Consider the following 19,167-nt stretch of genomic DNA (forward strand, 5'->3'; position numbering starts at 1 on the left):
GCGTCAGAGCGTTAGGTGCGGCGTTTACTCGAACCGAAAGCCGAATCTATTGCCTGATTACATCGACCGCAAAGACTTCCACCTTGCCTATCGCATGGAAGAGGACACCTGTGTCGCCGAGCGCATGAAACAGGCCGCTCCTGCAAGTCGACTTCATGGCGAAGCCGCCACGATCGCGGCAGACCTCATCGAAGGCGCGCGAGAGCGCAAGGCATCGGGGATCGATGCTTTCCTGCATACCTACGGTCTCGGCACAGAGGAAGGCATCGCACTGATGTGCCTTGCTGAAGCCCTGCTGCGGGTGCCCGATCACCGCACCGCCGACATGCTGATAAAGGACAAGCTGGCTGGCGTCGATTGGGCCGAACATATGGGCGACAGCCCTTCGACCTTCGTCAACGCGGCGACTTTCTCGCTAATGCTGACGGGCGAAGTGCTCAACGGCCCTACGCCCGACATGCGCGGGCTCGGCACCACGCTGAAGCGCACTGCGAACCGCCTAGGCGGCCCGGTCATCCGCAAGGCCACTCTGCAGGCGATGAAAATCCTCGGCGGGCAGTTCGTGTACGGTCGCGACATCGAGGAAGCGCTGAACCGCGCCAAGCCCGAGCGCGCCAAGGGCCTGACCCATTCGTTCGACATGCTCGGCGAAGCGGCGATGACCTATGACGATGCCGAACGCTATCGCGTCGCCTATGAACGCGCGACCGCGCGACTGGCCAAGGAAGCTCGCGGCGGGATTTCCGCCTCGCCCGGCATTTCGGTCAAGCTGTCGGCGCTCTATCCGCGCTACGAATTCACCCACGCCGAAAAGGCGATCGCCCATCTTGTGCCCGTGGTGCGCGCCCTGGCCGAAAAGGCCCGCGATTCGGACATCCATTTCACGATTGACGCCGAAGAGGCCGAGCGGCTCGAAATGTCGATGGACGTCATCGAGCAACTGGTTGCCGACGACGATCTCTTCAAGCGCCCCGACGGTTCGCGCTGGGAAGGCTTCGGCCTCGCCATCCAGGCCTATCAGAAGCGCGCGGTTTCGCTGTGCGACTGGACCGCGCGGCTTGCCCGCAAATTCGATCGCAAGCTGATGGTGCGCCTGGTCAAGGGCGCCTATTGGGACACCGAGATCAAGCTTAGCCAAGTTGGCGGGTATGACGATTTCCCCGTCTTCACCCGCAAGGTGGCGACCGACGTCTCCTATCTCGCCTGCGCCGCCAAGATGCTGCAGGCGGGCGATGTGATCTATCCCGCTTTCGCCACTCACAACGCCTACACGGTCGGCGCGATCAAGGCGCTGGCCGACGAGCACGGCATGGAGGGCAAGTTCGAATTCCAGCGCCTGCACGGCATGGGCGAGGACATTTTCGAAGCGCTGGCCAAGCGCGAAGGCAATGCGCGGACCAATGTGCGCATTTACGCGCCGGTCGGCAGCCACAAGGATCTGCTCGCCTACCTCGTGCGTCGCCTGCTCGAAAACGGGGCCAATTCCAGCTTCGTCAATCGCATGGCCGATGCCGATGTCCCGGCCACCGAGCTGACGACCGATCCGGTCGCCGATCTCGCCGTGCTCGAACCCAAGCGCAATCCCGCGATCCCGCTGCCGCGCGACATTTTCCCGGGCCGGATCAATTCGGCCGGCGTCGACCTGGCCGATCCGCTGGTGCGCGAGCCACTGCTCGAACGGCTCGAAGACCTCGACACGCGCGAATGGAACGCCGCGCCGACCGTCACCGCCACCAGCTATGGCGACAAGGACGCGATCCACGCCCCGCAGAACCGCGAGGATATCGTAGGCTGGGTGCGCGAGGCGACCGAAGCCGACGTCGAACTCGGCGTCTCGGTCGCGCTCGAGGTGCAACCGGCGTGGAACGCGCTGGGCGGCGTCGGCCGTGCCGAACTGCTCGACGCGGCAGCCGATGCCTTCGAAGCGCATATGGAGGAATTCCTCTCGCTGTGCCGCCGCGAGGCCGGCAAGACCCTGATCGACGGCGTGCTCGAAGTGCGCGAGGCGGTGGATTTCCTGCGCTATTACGCCAATGAGGCGCGACGGCAGTTTGCCGGGCCGATCGAATTACCGGGGCCGACCGGCGAGGAAAACCGGATCGAATTGGCCGGGCGCGGCGTGTTCGGCACGATCTCGCCGTGGAACTTCCCGCTGGCGATCTTTATCGGCACCGCCGCTGCCGCGATTGCGGCGGGCAATTGCGTGCTCGCCAAACCTGCCGGGCAGACCCCGCTGATTGCTGCGCTGGCCGTCGACCTTTGCCACGCCGTCGGCATCCCGAAGGAAGTACTCCAGCTGATCCCGGGCGATGCCAAGCCGGGCATCGCGCTCAGCTCCGACCCGCGCATCGCAGGGGTTGCCTTCACCGGATCGACCCAGACCGCGCAGGCGATCAACCGTACGCTGGCGGGGCGCGAAGGGCCGATCGGGACCCTGATCGCCGAAACCGGCGGCCAGAACGCGATGATCGTCGACAGCTCCGCGCTGCCCGAACAGGTCACGCGCGACGTCGTATCGAGCGCGTTCCAGAGCGCGGGCCAGCGCTGTTCGGCATTGCGCGTGCTCTATCTGCAAGACGACATCGCCGATGAAATGCTGACGATGATCCGCGGCGCGTTCGAAGCGCTGACCGTGGGCGATCCCAAGCATCTCGACACCGATGTCGGCCCGGTGATCGACGAGACCGCCAAGCGCAGTCTCGAAAAGCATATCGCGGGCAAAAAGCGCCAGGGCCGCGATGTGTATCAGCACAAGCTGCCCCGCGCGCTGCGCGCCGGGACGTTCGTCGCGCCGACCATCATCGAGATCCAGTCGATCCATTCGCTGAAGCGCGAGAATTTCGGCCCGGTGCTGCATGTCGTGCGCTATCGTGCCGACCGGCTCAACGAGGTGCTCGATGATATCAACGCCACGGGATACGGGCTCACCCTCGGCCTCCACAGCCGGATCGACGCCACGCGGCGTCTGGTCGAGGCCAAGTCCCGGGTCGGCAATCTCTACGTCAATCGCAACCAGATCGGCGCGGTGGTCGGAAGCCAGCCCTTCGGCGGCGAAGGCATGTCGGGCACCGGCCCCAAGGCCGGTGGTCCGCACTATGTCGCGCGCTTCGCGACCGAGCGCACCGTGACCATCGACACCACTGCGGCGGGCGGCAACGCCTCTCTGCTGGCGGATATCTGATGTCGGCGCGGCGCCTGCTGATCGCGGGCGCCGCCGCCACCATTGGCGGTCTGCTATGGGCCGAGCGCAAGCGTCCGCTGCGTAAACGGACGGAGCCGTTGCTGCCGCGCACGGCGACCAATCTGCTGCTCGGTGCGAGCTGCGCGCTCGTCATCCGCGCGGTCGAAAAGCCGCTCGTCGATCGCGTGGTCGCAGCCAATTCGAAGGATGTGCGCGGCGTCATGCGTTTGCTGCCCAGGCAGCTGCGCCTCGTCGGCGGGCTGCTGGCGATGGATTACGCTTATTACTGGTGGCACGTTGCGACCCACAAGGTTCCGTTCCTCTGGCGCTTCCACCGCGTCCACCATCTCGACCGCGACCTCGATTCATCGACCGCGATCCGATTTCACGGCCTCGACATGCTGGTCTCGCTGCCGTTCCGACTGGCGCAGACGCGACTGGTCGGCGCGGATCGCGCGACGCACGATGCGTGGCAGAATTTCTTCTTCGGTTCGGTGCTGGTCCATCATTCGAATCTCGCCCTGCCCGAAGGCTGGGACCGTAACCTATCGCGGGTGCTGACCACGCCGAAAATGCACGGGATCCATCATTCGACGGTTCTTTCCGAGCAGGACAGCAACTGGACCAGCGGCTTCAGCCTGTGGGACCGGCTGCACGGGACTTTCCGCGGCGACGTGCCGCAGGGTGCGATCACGATCGGGGTCGAGGATGCGCGAGCCCCCGCAGACCATGATACCGCGCGCCTCTTGGAAGCGCCGTTCCGCGCCCTGCCTGCCCGTACCGACGCTCCGCGCTCGCGTTAACCTGCGTTTAGGGACGTTCCGCGTATGCGGGGTGCGGCAAGTTTTGGTGGAAGGCATGGCGTATGAACGCTCCTACGAAATCCCTCGTGGACGATGTGACGATCGAACCGATCGCAATCGGCAACGACGAGGCACTTCAACGCGAGATCGGGGATGTCGCGATCGAATATAGCGAGGAGGATGCGGACACCCGCACGCTCGAGCGCTGGTTCATGGCGCGACCGCTGGCCGAGAAGGCCCGGATCGCTACCATCCTTTCGCTTGGCGGGATCGCCCTGATCGCTGTGCTGGCACTGCTCGGCTTTGCCTTTCCGGACGCTGCCGCACAGTTCAAGATCGCCATTGTCGCGGTAGCGCTGGTCGGTATCGTGTTCGGCATCGGCACGCTGAATTTCATCAATCGCCGCATCATCCATCCTTTCACCGACATCGCCGAAAGCATGACCCGGCTCGCCAGCGGCAAGCGCGACATCACGGTCTCGCATACCTCGCGGCAGGACGAGATCGGACAGCTTGCCCGCGCGCTCGAAGTGTTCGTGAAGTCGGGTCACAAGCTCGACGAACTGTTCGCCGACCGCAAGCGAGCCGCCGAAGAGCGCGAGCAGGCCCGCATCGAAAAGCTCGCCGCCGCCGAAAACGCGCGGCGCGAAGCCGTCGATCGGCTCGCCGCCGATTTCGAAACCTCGATCGGCCGCGTGGCCAGCGGGGTCGCTTCGGCCAGCGCGCAATTGCAGGAAACCGCCACGTCGATGGCAATCGCCGCCGAGCAGGCGACCACCCAGACGGGCCAGGTCGCCAATGCGATGGACCAGGCGCATGCGGGTGTCACCTCGGCCGCCACGGCCTCGGACGAATTCGCCATGTCGATCGCCGAGATCAGCCGTCAGGCCACGCAATCCGCCGAACTCGCGCGCAAGGCCAACGATACGGCGGGCAGTGCCGACGAAACCATCTCGGCGCTCTCCGAAAGCGCGGCGCAGGTCGGCCAGATCGTCGAATTGATTCAGACGATTGCGCAAAAGACCAACCTCCTCGCCCTCAACGCCTCGATCGAGGCGGCGCGCGGCGGGGAAGCCGGGCGAGGCTTTGCGGTGGTTGCCAGCGAGGTCAAGGAACTGGCCGCGCAGACCAGCCGCGCGACCGAGGAAGTGGCCGAACAGATCCGCGCGATCCAGGGCTCGACCGATGCCAGCGTGGGCGCCTTGCGCTCGATTGCGGGACAGATCGAGCAACTCGAAGGCACCGCGATTTCGATCGCCAGCGCGGTCGACCAGCAATCGGTGGCGGGCCGCGATCTGGCGAAGAATATCGACATTGCCGCGCGCGCGACCGACGAGGTTTCGAACAGCGTCGAGCAGGTCCGCGAGACCTCGATCGCCAACGGTGCCGCGGCGAGCCAGGTGCTCTCGAGCGCGACCGAACTCGAAGGCCAGGCCTCGAGCCTGCGCCAGGAAGTCGACGGGTTCCTCAAGCAGATCCGCGCGGGCTAAACGTCGGCGCAGCCACGCCGACGCCTGGCGAACACCTGTCGATCAGGCGCTTGATCGGGACCGAACGGCGTAAGACACCGCTCGGTCCGCTCGATCAGTCTTCCCACCAATAGGGCAGGCGCTGCGCATCGCCGGTCTTTACCTCGTTCATCGTGCGCGCATCGTACATCCGCCCGCCAAGCATGACGTAGCGGATCTTGTCCGAATTGCGGATGTCTTCGCTGGGATCGGCATCGAGCACGATCAGGTCCGCGAGCTTGCCCGCTTCGAGGCTGCCGATATCGCGATCCATGCCGAGCGAGCGCGCCGGCACGATCGTTCCGGCACGCAGCGCCTCGACCGGCGACATCCCGCCGCGCACGAAGCTCCATAGCTCCCAATGCGCCGCGATCCCGGGCTGCTGGCCGTGGGCGCCGATCGACACTTCGACCCCGCGTTCGGCGAGCTTCTTCGCCTCGCGCGCATTCTCGTCGTCGTAGAACGCCCATTCGGGGGCCTTGGTGCGACGCGCGGTGCCCGCGAGCAGCCATTCGGGCGGCGAGTGGACCAGCAGCGGATTGGCGAACACATCGGTCGCCTGCCGCCAGTAGGGATCGCCCGCCAGCCCGCTATAGGTCACCACCAGGGTCGGGGTGTAATTGGTGTCCGACTGGCTGAAGAATTGCAGCACGTCTTCATACATCACGCCCACCGGCACATTGTGTTCGAGCGTCGAATTGCCATCGGCGATGATGTTCATGTCCATCCCGAACAGCGAACCGCCTTCGGCCACCACCAGCATGTTTTCCGCCCGCGCGGCGGCCACCACCTGCTGGCGCTGTTCGCGCCGAGGCTGGTTGTAATTCTTCACCGAAATACCGCCCTGCGCCTTGATCCGGCGGACATGGGCAAGCGCGTCGTCGTAGCTGTCGATCCGGGCGAAGAAGCCGGGGGCCTTCGCCCCATAGATCACCTCGCCGGTCGAGAAGATGCGCGGGCCGAGCAGGCTGCCGGTCTGCTGGCGTTCGGCGGCGGCGAAGATCGTGCTCGCCTGCGAGGACGGATCGTGGATCGTCGTCGTGCCGAGTGCAAGCTGCTGGACCTGGGCCCAGTTCTGCTGCGGGATCAGATCGTTCTGTCCCTGCGGTCCGTGCGCATGCGCATCGACGAGGCCGGGAATGATCGTCTTGCCGGTCACATCGACCGTGGTCGCACCGCGCGGGATAGCGACCGCACCGTTTTCGCCGACGGCGACGATGCGATCGCCGCGGATCAGGACCACGCCGTTCTCGATCGCGCTTGCGCCGCTGTCACCTGCCATGGTCAGCACCCGCCCACCGACGAGGGCCACCGTGCCGTCATACTTGTCGGCGGGGACCGTCATTGCCAGCGAGACGCCTTCGGTCGGCGGAGTAAACTCGGTGTCCGAGCCCGGTCCGTCGGCAAACAGCTGGTCGAGACCGACGCGGTGGAAGGTCGGGCCATTCGACCAGGTGATCGTGCGACCGTCGGCGCTCCATCCGACATAATCGGCCCCGCCACTCGAGACCTTGGTGACCGGCAGCGCGCCGCCGCTCTCGCTCACCCCGACCGCCTGACCGCCGGGGATCAGTGGCATCACGAACAGTTCGTAGTTCTGGACATAGGCGACATATTCGCCCGTGGGCGAGACGCTGAACGTGCTGGCCAGATCGCCTTGCGCATGGACGCGCTTGGCCTCGCCATTCAGATCGGTCGAGATCAGCTGCAGATTGCCGCCGCCGAAGCCGAGCGAGAACAGCCGATCGCCATCGGCACCGAATTGCGGATTGGAAAGGCCGCGTGCGATCAGGTCGGGCGTCCCGCCACCGGTGCTCACCATATAGGTGCCCGCATCCTCGGAATATTCGGGGTCGACCATATAGCCGCCCTCGCCCTTCTGGAACACGATGGTGCGACCATCGGGCGAGAAGCGCGGGCTCGAATAATGGCCCGGCACGCTCGTGACCTTGCGCGGATTGCGACCGTTGGCATCGGCGACCACGATCTCGCCCAGCCCGCTATCGGTCCAGCGGACCCACGCCATCCTGTCGCCATCGCGCGAGAAGGTCGGCCAGCCCTCGATCGCATCGCTCTCGCGCGTAAGGCGCTTGGGGGCACCTCCTGCCGTATCCTTAACCCACAATTTGCCGAGGCTTTCGAACACCACGCGGCGCCCGTCGGGCGATAGCGTCGCGCCCTTGGGCATCTTGGTCGTGACCGTTTCGGGGGCGACCTCGATCACCAGATGCGGGGCGCTGGCGACGCCGCGCGTATCGTCGATCCGGAACGGGATCACCGTGGCCCCGCTGCCATCGGCGTTGACCCGGCGCAGCTTGCCGCCGGCCCAGAAAACGATGGCCGAGCTATCGGGCATCCAGTCCATATTGGGATAGACGCCATAGACCGCCCAGGTGCCCTGCAAGTCGAGATCGAGATCGCCATAGATCTCGCGCTCGCGCCCGGTCGCCAGGTCCTTGACGAACAGCTTGGTCTGGTCGCGATCGCGCCGGACGAAGGCCATCAGCTTGCCATCGGGCGACGGGGTCGGGCGGACCGAACCGCCATAGCCCGACACCGCAGTGCGCGTTTCGCCGGTGGCGATGTCGTAGCGTTCGATCTCGAACAGCGACTGGGTGGTGTCCTGCCCGTATTCGAAGATCGGGCCGGACGAGACGTTCTTGGTGTAATAGATCGCCTCGCCATCGGGGGAATAGATCGGCTCGCCGAGCTCTTTCTGGTGCTGCGGATTGGGCCGCTCGACCAGCGCGACGCCGCCGCCGCCCGAGACGTGATAGAGCCACACTTCGCCGGTGCCCGCGCTGCGGCCGGTGGTGAAATGCTTCTTGGCGATGATGAAGCGACCGTCGGGCGACCAGTTAGGCTGGTTCAACAGACGGAAGCTCTCCTTGGTGAGCTGCTTCTTGTCCGAACCGTCGGCATTCATGATCCAGATATTGTCGCCGCCCCCGCGATCCGAGGTGAAGGCGATCCGCCGGCCATCAGGCGACCAGCGCGGCTGCACTTCCCATGCGAGACCCTCGGCGATGCGCACCGGCGTACCGCCCGAAACCGGCATGGTGTAGATATCGCCGAGCATGGCGAACGCGAGCATCCGGCCATCGGGCGAGATGTCGACATCCATCCAGGTGCCTTCATCGGTGCGGATCGGGATCTGCTTGATATCGAATCCGGGAGGGGCGGTAACGTCCCATTTGCCATCGTCCTTGGCCGCATCGGCGACCGGCGTTGCGTCGACCTCTTCGCCACTGTCCTGCGCGGGCAGATCGGCCGGCTCGGGCTGCGGCGGGATCACTTCGTCTTCGGGCTTCTCGGTCTCTTCGACCGGCTGATCCTGCACGTCGCTGTTCTGGGCGAAGGCAGGCTGCGCGGCGAGAACGAGCGCGAGTGCGGACGCGACGCCGGTGGTGCGGAGTTTGGCAAATGTCATCGAAGTCTCCCTGTTCGCGCATGGCGTAGCAAAGCACGCGGGCGATGCACGTGGATTTTCGATGGAATGCACCGGCACCCGCACTATGGTCGTCGCCATGCAATTTCCCCGCATCGTTATTTTCGCGCGGCTCCCGGTCGCAGGCGAGTGCAAGACGCGGCTGATTCCCGGATTCGGTGCCGAAGGTGCGGCGGCGATCTATCGCAAGCTGCTGCTCCACACGGTGCGCCAGGCCGAAGCCAGCGGACTGCCGGTCGAACTGCGCATAACCGGCGGCAGCGAGACACAGTTTCGCGCGCTTCTGGGCGATGGACCGGTGCTGGTCGAACAGGGCGACGGTGATCTGGGCGACAAGCTGGCCCGCGTTGCACCACCCGCGCTGATCGTCGGCAGCGATTGCCCGGCGGTGATCCCCAACCTCTTCATCGCCGCCGCGACCGCGCTGGCCGAGCGCGATGTCGTGATCGGTCCTGCCGAAGACGGGGGCTATTACCTGATCGGCTTCAACCGCGAGGTATCCTTCCTGTTCGAGGACATGGAATGGAGCACCGACAGCGTCTTTGCCGAGACCATGGCGCGCCTCGCGCGGGCGCAGATCGCGCCTGCCGTGCTGCCCGAACTGGCCGATGTCGACGAGCCCGAAGACCTCGCCGACTGGCCCGAATTCCGACCGTGAGCGTCACCCTTCTGATCCCGGTGCTGGACGAGGCAAAGGCGCTGCCCGCGCTGGTCGAGCACTTGGCGCAGCTTGAGCCCTCACCCGACGAGGTCTTGCTGGTCGATGGCGGCAGCAGCGATGCGACATGCGACATCGCCTGCGCGGCGGGCTGGCGGGTGCTGGAAACCGAACGCGGACGGGCGCGGCAGATCAATGCCGGGGTCGCCGCCGCGACATCGGATATGGTGTGCGTCCTCCACGCCGATACCCAGCCGCCGCGCGATCTGGTGGCGGTGATCGCGCAGACGCTGGCCGACAAGCGCACCGCGCTGGCCGGGTTCACCACCGTGCTGCGCGGGCCCGAAAAGACGCGCTGGGGCACCAGCTTCCACAACTGGATCAAGACCTGGTACGCCCCGCTGCTGCTTCGCCCGCACCTCTTTTTCAAAGGCGTGCGGCTGCTGTTCGGCGACCATGCGATGTTCTTTCGCGCAGCCGATTTCCTCGCCGCCGGGGGCTGCGATCCGGGTACGCCGGTGATGGAGGAAGCCGATCTGTGCATCCGCATGGCCGAGTACGGGCGCGTGCGCCTGATCCCGAGGGTGATCTACACCTCGGACCGGCGGGTGGCCGAATGGGGCGCGCTCAAGGCCAACTGGATCTATTTCAAGGTCGGGCTGATGTGGGCCTTCGGCGCCCGCGAACGGCTGGCCGACCATTATCCGGACGTGCGATAGCTCCCTCCCCCGCGCGGGGGAGGGTCGGGGTGGGGGCGTGCAACACTACCTGGCGAGTGCCGCGCACCCACCCCCAACCCCTCCCTCCAGGGAGGGGAGCTAAGCGTCTTGGCTTTCCTTCGAGAGAAACCCCGCCTCGATGCAATAGGCGATCAGCGTGCGCAGATAGTCGGCATCGGTGGGGCGCGATTGCAGCCCGGTGAGCGCGCGAAACCGGCGGTCGTCGAACCGCGGGTCGCGCTGGAAATAGCTCGCATAGAGCCCGGCAATGCGTCCGTAGAGCCGCCGCTCGAATGGCGGTAGCGCAGCCGGGTCGAAATCCTCGGGTGCGACCATGCGGGGGCGGGAGAATTGCGGCCAGGCGCCGATCGCATCGGCAAACCCCTCGACCGAAACCGGCGCGCCGGTGACGAGGTGATAAGTGCCGCCTTGAGCGTCGCCCCAATGCTCGACGATCGCCGCCAGCCCTGCCGCAACATGGTCGATCGGGACGAAATCGAGGCTCGCACCGGGGCGCGCTTCCATCTGCGTCACCCGGCCTTCGGCAACCAGTTTGAACGCGGCGTAGATCGTGTCGAACTGGCGGATCGCACCGCTTGCGCTGTCGCCGGTCACGATCGAGGGGCGCGCGATCGCGAACGGCAATCCGCTCGCTTGCACCAGCCGCTCGGCGGCGGCCTTGGAGCGTTCGTAGCCATTGGCAAAGCCTTCGCTCGGCAGCGGATCGTCTTCCAGGATCGCCCCGTCGCGCGCGCCGCAGACATAGGCGGTGGAGACGTAGAGCACCCCGCAATCGTCCAGCCGCGCGAGGTCGAGCACATGCGCTGTGCCCTGCGTGTTGATCCGCTCGTGCTCCTCGTCGGACAAATCAAACCGCACGGTCGCCGCGCAATGGACGATCAGATCGTGCGCTTGGGCGAGGTCGCGCGCCTCGCTCTCCTCCAAGCCCAGCAGCGGCTCGCCGATATCGCAGGCGTGTACGCCCGCTACCGGCACCAGAGCGCCGTCATTGCCTCGGATCTCGCGGTTGCGGTGGACCAGTGCGGTGACGTCGTGCCCCGCCGCGACCAGCCGCGCGGCGAGCTCGCCACCGATCAGCCCTGCCGCTCCGGTCAGCAGGATGCGCAATCGATTTTGCCTGTCATGAAACTGCTTGGCCCCCGGCAACGTATAGGTCACTGTATGAGCCAACGTGACGACACGCCACACTTGCAGGACATTTGATGACATTTACCCATGACGCCATCGTGATCGGCGGTGGAGCGGCCGGGCTGACTGCGGCCGGCGGCTGCGCGATGTTCGGGCTGGAGGTCGCGCTGATCGAAGCCGGCCCGATGGGGGGCGAATGCCTCAACACCGGCTGCGTCCCGTCCAAGGCGCTGATCACAGCCGCCAAACGCGCCGCCGAAGCGCGCGAAGCCACCCGCTACGGCGTCACGCTCGAAGCGCCGAAGGTGGAGTGGGCGGGCGTGCGCCAGCATATCCGCGACGCCATCGCGGCGATCGAGCCCCACGATTCGCAGGAGCGGTTCGAGGAGATGGGCTGCGAGGTGATCCGCGACTGGGCGAGCTTGGTCGACGAGCACACCGTGCGCGTCGGCGGGCGCGAATTGAAAGCGCCGCGCATCGTGCTGGCGACCGGATCGAAGCCCGCGATCCCGCCGATCAAGGGCATCGATACGGTGCCGTATCTCACCAACGAAAACCTGTTCGACCTCGACGAATTGCCCGGCCACCTGATCGTGATCGGCGGCGGCAATATCGGGATGGAAATGGCGCAGGCCTTCCGCCGCCTGGGCTCCGATGTCACCGTGATCGAGCCCGACAGCCCGATGGGTCGCGACGATCCCGACAACGTCTCGGTGCTCCTCGACACGATGGAGAGCGAAGGCGTGCGCTTCGTCACCGGCAAGGCGAAACGCGTGACCGGCGGCAAGGGAAACATCACGGTCGAGGCCGGTTCGGAAACGATCACCGGCACGCATATCCTGATCGCGACCGGGCGGACGGCCAATATCGAACGGCTCGGTCTCGATGCGATCGGGGTCGAGACCAACCAGAACGGCATCGTGACCGACGATCGCCGCCGCAGCTCGGTGAAGAGCATCTACGCGATCGGCGATTGCCGCGACGGCCCGCGCCTCACCCATGTCTCGGGCTATGAGGGATCGAACGTCGCGCTCGAGATCACGCTCGGGCTTCCGGCCAAGGTGGACTACGCTGCGCTGCCCTGGTGCACCTACACCTCGCCCGAAGTGGCGCAGATCGGCCTCACCGAAAGCGATGCGCGGGCAAAGCACGGCGACAAAATCCGCGTGGTGACCGAGCATTTCGACGACAATGAGCGCGCGCTGGCCGAGGGCCGCGACAAAGGCCGCGCGAAAGTGATCTTCAAGGGCCACAAGGTGATCGGCGCGAGCCTCGTCGGCGAGAATGTCGGCGAGCTGTTGCTGCCCTATAGCCAGCTCATCACCGGCAAGGCCTCGAGCTTCGCGCTCGGCAGCGCGATCATCGCCTATCCGACCCGCAGCGAAATTTCGAAAGCCGCCGCCTTCGCCGCGTGGGAGCCGACCGTGTTCGGCATCTGGCCGAAGAAATGGGCCAGCTTCGTGGCCGGCATGCGACGGCGCTTCTCATGAGTGTGCGCAGCAAGAGCCGCAGTGCGCCCACCGGCCCCTCGCCCTTCGCGGTCGAGGCGGAAGCACTGCCGGCGGAGAAGTTTGCCGATCCCGACATCACGGCGGCAGGCGAACCGCGCGCCTCGGTGCCGCTGACCGGGCTCGACACGCTGTGGCTCAACACCGGCACGCTGTGCAATCTCGCCTGCGTCACCTGCTATATCGAGAGCAGCCCGACCAACGATGCGCTGGTCTATCTCTCGGCCGAGGATGCCGCGCGGTTCTACGCCGAAGCCGAGGGGATGGGCACGCGCGAGATCGGGTTTACCGGCGGCGAACCGTTCATGAACCCCGCCTTCCTGCCGATGCTCACCGATGCGCTCGCACGCGGGTTCGAGGCACTTGTGCTGACCAATGCGATGAAACCGATGCGGCGGCACGAGGAAAAGCTGCTGCTGCTACGCGAGCGGTTCGGCGACGCGCTCACATTGCGCGTCAGTCTCGATCATCACACCCGGACCGGGCACGAGGGCGAACGCGGGCCGCGGACCTGGGACGTAGCGATCGACGGCTTGCGCTGGCTGTCCGACAACGGCTTCGCCATCGCGGTGGCGGGGCGCCTGCTCCCCGGCGAAGGCATGGTAGAAGCCCGCGAACGCTATGCCGCGCTGTTCGCGCGCGAGACGATCGCGATCGACGCGTATGATCCCGCGCAGCTGGTGCTGTTCCCCGAGATGGATGCCACCAAGGACGTCGCCGAGATCACCACCGCCTGCTGGGACATCCTCGGCAAGTCACCCGCCGACATCATGTGCGCATCGAGCCGCATGGTCGTCCACCGCAAGGGCGAGGACCGGCCCCGCGTGGCGGCCTGCACGCTGATCCCCCACGATCCCGAATTCGATCTGGGCGAGACGCTGGAAGAGGCCGCGCAGGCGGTGAAGCTGAACCACCCGCATTGCGCGCGGTTCTGCGTGCTCGGCGGAGCGAGCTGTTCAGCTTGAACTGACCCCCTCCGCTCGTGCCTTAGCCCGTCGAAGTCCATTGACGCGATACCAACCTCCTCCCCCTCGAGGGGGAGGCTGGGTGGGGGTGTTCGGCAGTTGTGGCCGACGCCGTACTCCCACCCCCAACCCCTCCCTCAAGGGAGGGGAGTGCGTGTTCCGTGACGATAAAATGTCTTAAGCCGCGTCTTTCGCGGGGCAGTATTTGGCGAGATATTCGGCATGGGTCGGCATGTGCTGGGTGAGCCAGCGGATCGATTGCTCGATGCCGTCGATCTCGCCCTTGATCGCGCTCAGCCGGTCCTGGTCTACCATGATGTTGTGGCCTTCCATCGCCACGCCCTGCCCCATCATCACCGCCGCCCAGCTGGTCTCGGTGAACAGCTCGTCCTCCTCGCGGAAGATCTGCCCGTTCTGGCGGAACAGTTCGATCTTTTCCGACAGGCTGTCGGGCACCGACATGGTGCGGCAGTAATTCCAGAACTCGGAATCGTCGCGATTGGTCGACTTGTAATGGAGAATCAGGAAGTCGCGGATCCGCTCATATTCCTTGAGCGTGAAGCGGTTGAAGGCATCTTCCTGCGCCTGCGTGATCCCGCCTGCCGACAGCAGCGAGACGAGCTTGTTGAGGCCGGTATTGATCAAATGGATCGAGGTCGATTCGAGCGGCTCCATGAAGCCCGCCGCCAGCCCCAGCGCGACGACATTGCCGTTCCAGAACTTCTTCCGGTGGCCGGTGACGAAGCGCAGATGGTTGGGATCGGCCTGCGGCTTGGCCGCGATATTGTTGACCAGGATATCGGTCGCCTCGTCGGCTTCCATGAACTGGCTGCAATAGACATGCCCGTTGCCGTTGCGGTGCTGCAGCGGCACCTGCCATTGCCACCCGGCCGGATGCGCGGTGGCGCGGGTATAAGGGAGCGGCGGCGAGCCGTCGTCGCGCCCGCAGGGCAGCGCCACCGCGCGATCGCATGGCAGCCAGTGGGTCCATTCCTCGTATCCGGTTTCGAGCGCCTGCTCGATCAGCAATCCGCGAAAGCCGGTGCAGTCGATAAACAGGTCGCCGGAGATTTCCTGACCGCTTTCGAGCACGATCGAGGATACGAAGCCGTTCTCGCCATCGCGCCTGACCTCGGACACCTTGCCTTCCTGCCGCACCACGCCGCGCTGTTCGGCGAAGGCGCGCAGGAATTTGGCATAGCGCGTGGCATCGAGGTGATAGGCGTAATTGGTCGGCGGCAGATCGCCGCTCTGCTGGTAGTCCTCGCTGCGCGCGAACTTGCCGAAATGCGCCGCCATGGTCTCGACGTTGAAGACCTGTATCGGCCGCTTGTCGCCCGCATCCTGCATGGCGTGCCAGATATGGTGGAACGAGACCCCGTCGATCTCATAGCCGTAATTGCCGAAGGGGTGAATGTAGCTGTCGCCGATATTGCCCCAGTTGACGAACTGGATGCCCAGCTTGAACGTGCCGCCCGACGCGGCGAGCATTTCCGCCTCGTCGATCCCCAGCAATTTGTTGAAATCGACGAAGGGCGGGATCGTCGCCTCGCCCACGCCGACCGTTCCGATGGCTTCCGATTCGACCAGGGTAACGCCGATGCCGCGCCCTTTGCCGATCCGCGACAGGACCGCCGCGGCCATCCATCCGGCAGTCCCCCCGCCGACGATTACGATATTCTCGATTGGCATCCATTCTCTCCTGCGGCGACCTTGCCATTTCGCAGACCGTGCCGCCAGCCTCTGTGACCATGCTGCAACGTTTTCTTGATAACGTTCATATGGAATCTTGTGAACGCTAACATTTTGTCATAAGCGGGCCGTGGGAATAGGGCGGGATCAATCTCGCCATACAGAGGATGTCCGAGGGAGGATCCATGGTTACCACGTTCACTTCGCGTGGCACGCGTTCGCGTCGCTGCGCCATTCTTGCCACCGCTTCTAGCCTGGCACTCGCCGCCGTCGCGCAGCCTGCCTATGCGCAGGATACGCAGGACGAAGACGGTGATGCCGCCGAGCAGGAAACCCCGGCAGGCACGCCTGAATCGGTCGAAAACAAGGTTGTCATCACCGGTTTTCGCCAGTCGCTGGAAAACGCGCAGGATATCAAACGCAACGCCGACACCGTCGTCGATGTGATCAGCGCGGAAGACATCGGGGCACTGGCCGACCGTTCGGTCGCCGAAGCGCTGCAGCGCGTCCCCGGCGTCAACATTTCGCGTTTTGCCTCGCCCGACGATCCCGACCGCTTCTCGGTCGAGGGATCGGGCGTCATCATTCGCGGCCTGTCCTTCGTTCGGTCCGAACTCAATGGGCGCGACATCTTTTCCGCCGATGGCGGGCGCACGCTGTCGTTCAACGACGTCTCGCCCGAACTTCTCGGCCGGGTGGAAGTCTACAAGAACACCACCGCCGACATGATCGACGGCGGCATTTCGGGCACGGTCAATCTCGTTACCCGCAAGCCGCTCGACAATCCCGGCTTCAACATCGCCGGCACGCTCGAATACAATTACGGCGATCTCGCTGAGGAATGGTCGCCCGGCTTCTCGGTGCTGGCATCCGACACCTTCGACGTCGGCATCGGCACTTTCGGCCTGCAACTGGGCTATGCCCAGCAGGAACTGAAGACCCGCACCGATGCCTCGCAGCTCACCGATCCCTGCTATCGTCCCGCAGACCTGCTGAGCGGCGGCTGTATCCGCGCACGCGATGTCGGCGACGGCGGTTTCGGCGGTTCGAATTTCGACGAAACCAACTTCCCGCCCGCCGGCAGCGTCGTCGTGCCCAAGGGCGCCGGCGTTCGCACCACCTCGCTCGAGCGTGACCGCAACGCCTATTCGGTGGTCGGCCAGTTCGAAAGCAACGATGGGCGGGTGCAAATCACCGCCGAATATCTGCGTGCCGATACCGACACGTCGCTCGAAGAATTCTCGATGCTGGCGCTCGTTAACAACGATGCGTTCTTCCCGATCCCGCAAGCAGGGACCGACTTCACCTTCGACAGCGAAGGCTTCTTCGAGCGCGGCACGCTCACGCAGACGTCGGATGGCGGCATTCCCGGCATCTCGACCGAGAACCTGCACTTCCAGCAGGAAGGGCGCGCGACCACCGAAGACTACTCGGTCAGCATCCAGATCGAGCCGACCGATCGTCTCGCCATCAATTTCGAAGGCCAGGTCATCAATTCGAAGCTCAACACCGCGGGTGTGATCTTCGCGATGCAGACCTATTCGGACATCTTCATCGACAATTCGGGTGATACGCCGCAAGTCCAGTTCTTCCAGCCGGGCACGCAGGCTTCGCCGGCGGACTACTTCACCGATCCGGCGCTGACCTATTTCTGGTTCCACCTCGACAATCAGATCGACAACGAAGGTTCGCTGTATTCGATGCGCGGAGATATCGAATACGATATCTCCGACACCGGCTTCTTCCGCAAAGCGCGCTTTGGCGCTCGCTGGGCTGACCGCAGCCGCGTCACGCGCAACGCCAATTATTCGAACTGGTCGAATCTCGGCGCGCCCTGGACCGGTCGTAACGGCAACTGGAACGGTGACGATCCGCAGGCCTACGGTGCCGGCGGCGCCTATGCCTTCGACTTCCCGGACCAGGCCGCCGTATACAATCCGTTCGGCGACAATTTCCAGCGCGGCAACGCGCCGGTACCCGCCGGCAATGGCGCGGCCATCTTCTATGGCGGCGGACCGGGCGACAACCTGGTCGAGGCCTATCTCAATGGCCAGCTGTCCGAAGACGTGCAGGCGATCAAGGACTTCACTCTGACGAGCGAAGGCCGACCGTTGATCGGCGGTCGCACCCAGCAGCGTCCCGATGGCACGCTGGTCCAGTGCGATCCCTTCTGCCCGACCGAAGTCGTTCCGGTCGACGAAACCACGAACGCCGCCTACGCCCGGGTCGACTTCGGGCACGATTTCGATAGCGGCCTTGAGTTCTCGGGTAATATCGGCGTCCGCTATGTCGAGACGCGCGTCCGCTCGAGCGGCCTCGTCGGTTTCCTCGGCGCCAATTATATCGATGACCCGGTTCTGGAAGATCCGGCCGATCCCACTTCGCCCAATCGCGGCGGAGACGGCGATGGCGTGGCGGAGATCAGCGATATCCAGAACCGCTGCGACAATGTTCCCGCCGGGGAGCAGGGACCGGGTTTCTGCCAGCTGAGCGCGGCGCGTCAGGCCGAATTCGCCGCCGGCCTGACCGGCGACGTCTACCTCGATCGATCGGACGAAACCTACGATCACTGGCTGCCCAGCTTCAATGCCCGTCTGAATTTGAACAACGGCATTGTGCTGCGCGCGGCTGTGTCGAAGGGCATTTTCCGACCCGATCTCTCGGCCTTCCGCACCGGCGGCTTGGTGTTCGACAACACCAACAACCTTGTGCAGGGCGGCACCACGGATACCGGCGCGTTGTTCGGCCTCAACACCGGCAACCGCTCTTTGCGTCCGGTCGAAAGCTGGAACTACGACATTTCGGCGGAATGGTATTTCGACGATGTCGGCTCGCTGACCGTTGCCCTGTTCGCCAAGGATATCTCCAACCAGGAGGTCAGCGGCGCCACGGTGCAGGAACTGACCAGCCCGCAAGGAAACGCGATCGACGTGCTGATCAACGGCCCGGTCAATTCCGACAGCAGCACGCTGAAGGGGGCGGAACTTGCCTTCCAGGATACGTTCGACTTCCTGCCGGGGGCGCTCGCTGGCTTCGGCACGCAGCTGACCTACACCTATGTCGATGGTGGTGCGTTCAACAACAACAATATCGGAGCGGAACGCAGCCCGTTTGCGAACAACCTGCCGCTGACGGGGATTTCCGAGCACACCGTCAACGCCGTGCTGTTCTACGAGATGTACGGCTTCTCGGCCCGCGCGGCTTACAACTGGCGGTCCGAATATCTGTTGACCACGCGCGACGTGATCTTCCCGTTCCAGCCGATCTTCAACGAGGCCACGGGCCAGCTCGATGCGTCGATTTTCTACGACGTCACCGACCAGATCAAGGTCGGTGTCCAGGGGGTCAACCTGCTCGACGAGGTCACGCGCACAAGCCAGGTGTTCGACTTCGACCAGACGCGCGTCGTTCGCTCGGCCTTCCGCAACGACCGCCGCTTCACCTTCCTGGTGCGCTTCGACTTCTGATCGGACGCACTATCGAAGCAAGCATCGCGGGCTCCGTTCTGAAGGACGGGGCCCGTTTGCTTTTGCGGC

General features: G+C 64.9%; 11 protein-coding genes. 8 read left to right on the top strand and 3 right to left on the bottom strand.

Features of this window, described 5'->3' with window-relative positions; all coding sequences use genetic code 11:
* Nucleotides 1-94: 94 nt before the first annotated feature.
* The 3 genes from putA (at nucleotide 95) to GRI68_RS08930 (ending at nucleotide 5,474) form a co-directional block, all read left to right on the top strand.
* Nucleotides 95-3,181 carry a bifunctional proline dehydrogenase/L-glutamate gamma-semialdehyde dehydrogenase PutA gene (gene putA, locus GRI68_RS08920; protein ID WP_160617915.1) on the top strand — a complete coding sequence of 1,029 codons (3,087 nt, stop codon included), beginning with the start codon at nucleotides 95-97 and terminating at the stop codon, nucleotides 3,179-3,181.
* Nucleotides 3,181-3,984 (top strand): sterol desaturase family protein, encoded by an 804-nt coding sequence (locus GRI68_RS08925; RefSeq protein ID WP_160616928.1) that lies wholly within the window; start codon nucleotides 3,181-3,183, stop codon nucleotides 3,982-3,984. Before putA ends, GRI68_RS08925 begins: the two co-directional genes overlap by 1 nt.
* Nucleotides 3,985-4,046: 62 nt before the next feature.
* Entirely contained in the window at nucleotides 4,047-5,474 is a 1,428-nt protein-coding gene (locus GRI68_RS08930) for a methyl-accepting chemotaxis protein (protein ID WP_160616929.1), read from the top strand.
* A gap of 94 nt (nucleotides 5,475-5,568) precedes the next feature.
* On the opposite strand, the gene GRI68_RS08935 is transcribed toward GRI68_RS08930, so the two are convergent.
* Nucleotides 5,569-8,922, bottom strand: a complete 3,354-nt coding sequence (locus GRI68_RS08935) for an amidohydrolase family protein (RefSeq protein WP_160616930.1) — start codon at nucleotides 8,920-8,922, stop codon at nucleotides 5,569-5,571.
* Between the two features lie 97 nt (nucleotides 8,923-9,019).
* Here GRI68_RS08935 and GRI68_RS13735 point away from each other — a divergent pair, with 97 nt between their 5' ends.
* The gene (locus tag GRI68_RS13735; protein WP_160616931.1) at nucleotides 9,020-9,598 is read left to right on the top strand and encodes a TIGR04282 family arsenosugar biosynthesis glycosyltransferase; all 579 of its coding nucleotides are present in this window, start codon (nucleotides 9,020-9,022) and stop codon (nucleotides 9,596-9,598) included.
* The gene (locus GRI68_RS08945) at nucleotides 9,595-10,317 is read left to right on the top strand and encodes a glycosyltransferase (RefSeq protein ID WP_325063786.1); all 723 of its coding nucleotides are present in this window, start codon (nucleotides 9,595-9,597) and stop codon (nucleotides 10,315-10,317) included. Before GRI68_RS13735 ends, GRI68_RS08945 begins: the two co-directional genes overlap by 4 nt.
* 99 nt (nucleotides 10,318-10,416) lie before the next feature.
* Here GRI68_RS08945 and GRI68_RS08950 read toward each other — a convergent pair whose 3' ends face one another.
* Complete coding sequence (locus GRI68_RS08950; protein ID WP_325063787.1) at nucleotides 10,417-11,496, bottom strand: SDR family oxidoreductase; 1,080 nt, start codon at nucleotides 11,494-11,496, stop codon at nucleotides 10,417-10,419.
* Between the two features lie 44 nt (nucleotides 11,497-11,540).
* Here GRI68_RS08950 and GRI68_RS08955 point away from each other — a divergent pair, with 44 nt between their 5' ends.
* Together GRI68_RS08955 and GRI68_RS08960 are read left to right on the top strand one after the other, a co-directional pair.
* Nucleotides 11,541-12,956 (top strand): dihydrolipoyl dehydrogenase family protein, encoded by a 1,416-nt coding sequence (locus GRI68_RS08955; RefSeq protein WP_160616934.1) that lies wholly within the window; start codon nucleotides 11,541-11,543, stop codon nucleotides 12,954-12,956.
* A complete protein-coding gene (locus tag GRI68_RS08960) occupies nucleotides 12,953-13,939 on the top strand; it encodes a radical SAM protein (protein WP_160616935.1) in 987 nt (328 codons plus the stop codon). The genes GRI68_RS08955 and GRI68_RS08960 overlap by 4 nt, the downstream gene beginning before the upstream one ends.
* 177 nt (nucleotides 13,940-14,116) lie before the next feature.
* On the opposite strand, the gene GRI68_RS08965 is transcribed toward GRI68_RS08960, so the two are convergent.
* Entirely contained in the window at nucleotides 14,117-15,631 is a 1,515-nt protein-coding gene (locus GRI68_RS08965; RefSeq protein WP_160616936.1) for a tryptophan halogenase family protein, read from the bottom strand.
* Between the two features lie 185 nt (nucleotides 15,632-15,816).
* On the opposite strand from GRI68_RS08965, the gene GRI68_RS08970 reads away from it, so the two are divergent.
* Nucleotides 15,817-19,098, top strand: a complete 3,282-nt coding sequence (locus GRI68_RS08970; RefSeq protein ID WP_160616937.1) for a TonB-dependent receptor — start codon at nucleotides 15,817-15,819, stop codon at nucleotides 19,096-19,098.
* Nucleotides 19,099-19,167 lie beyond the last annotated feature (69 nt).

Origin of the sequence: Alteriqipengyuania halimionae (genome assembly GCF_009827575.1) — a bacterium.
In the GTDB taxonomy this organism is placed as follows: domain Bacteria; phylum Pseudomonadota; class Alphaproteobacteria; order Sphingomonadales; family Sphingomonadaceae; genus Alteriqipengyuania_A; species Alteriqipengyuania_A halimionae.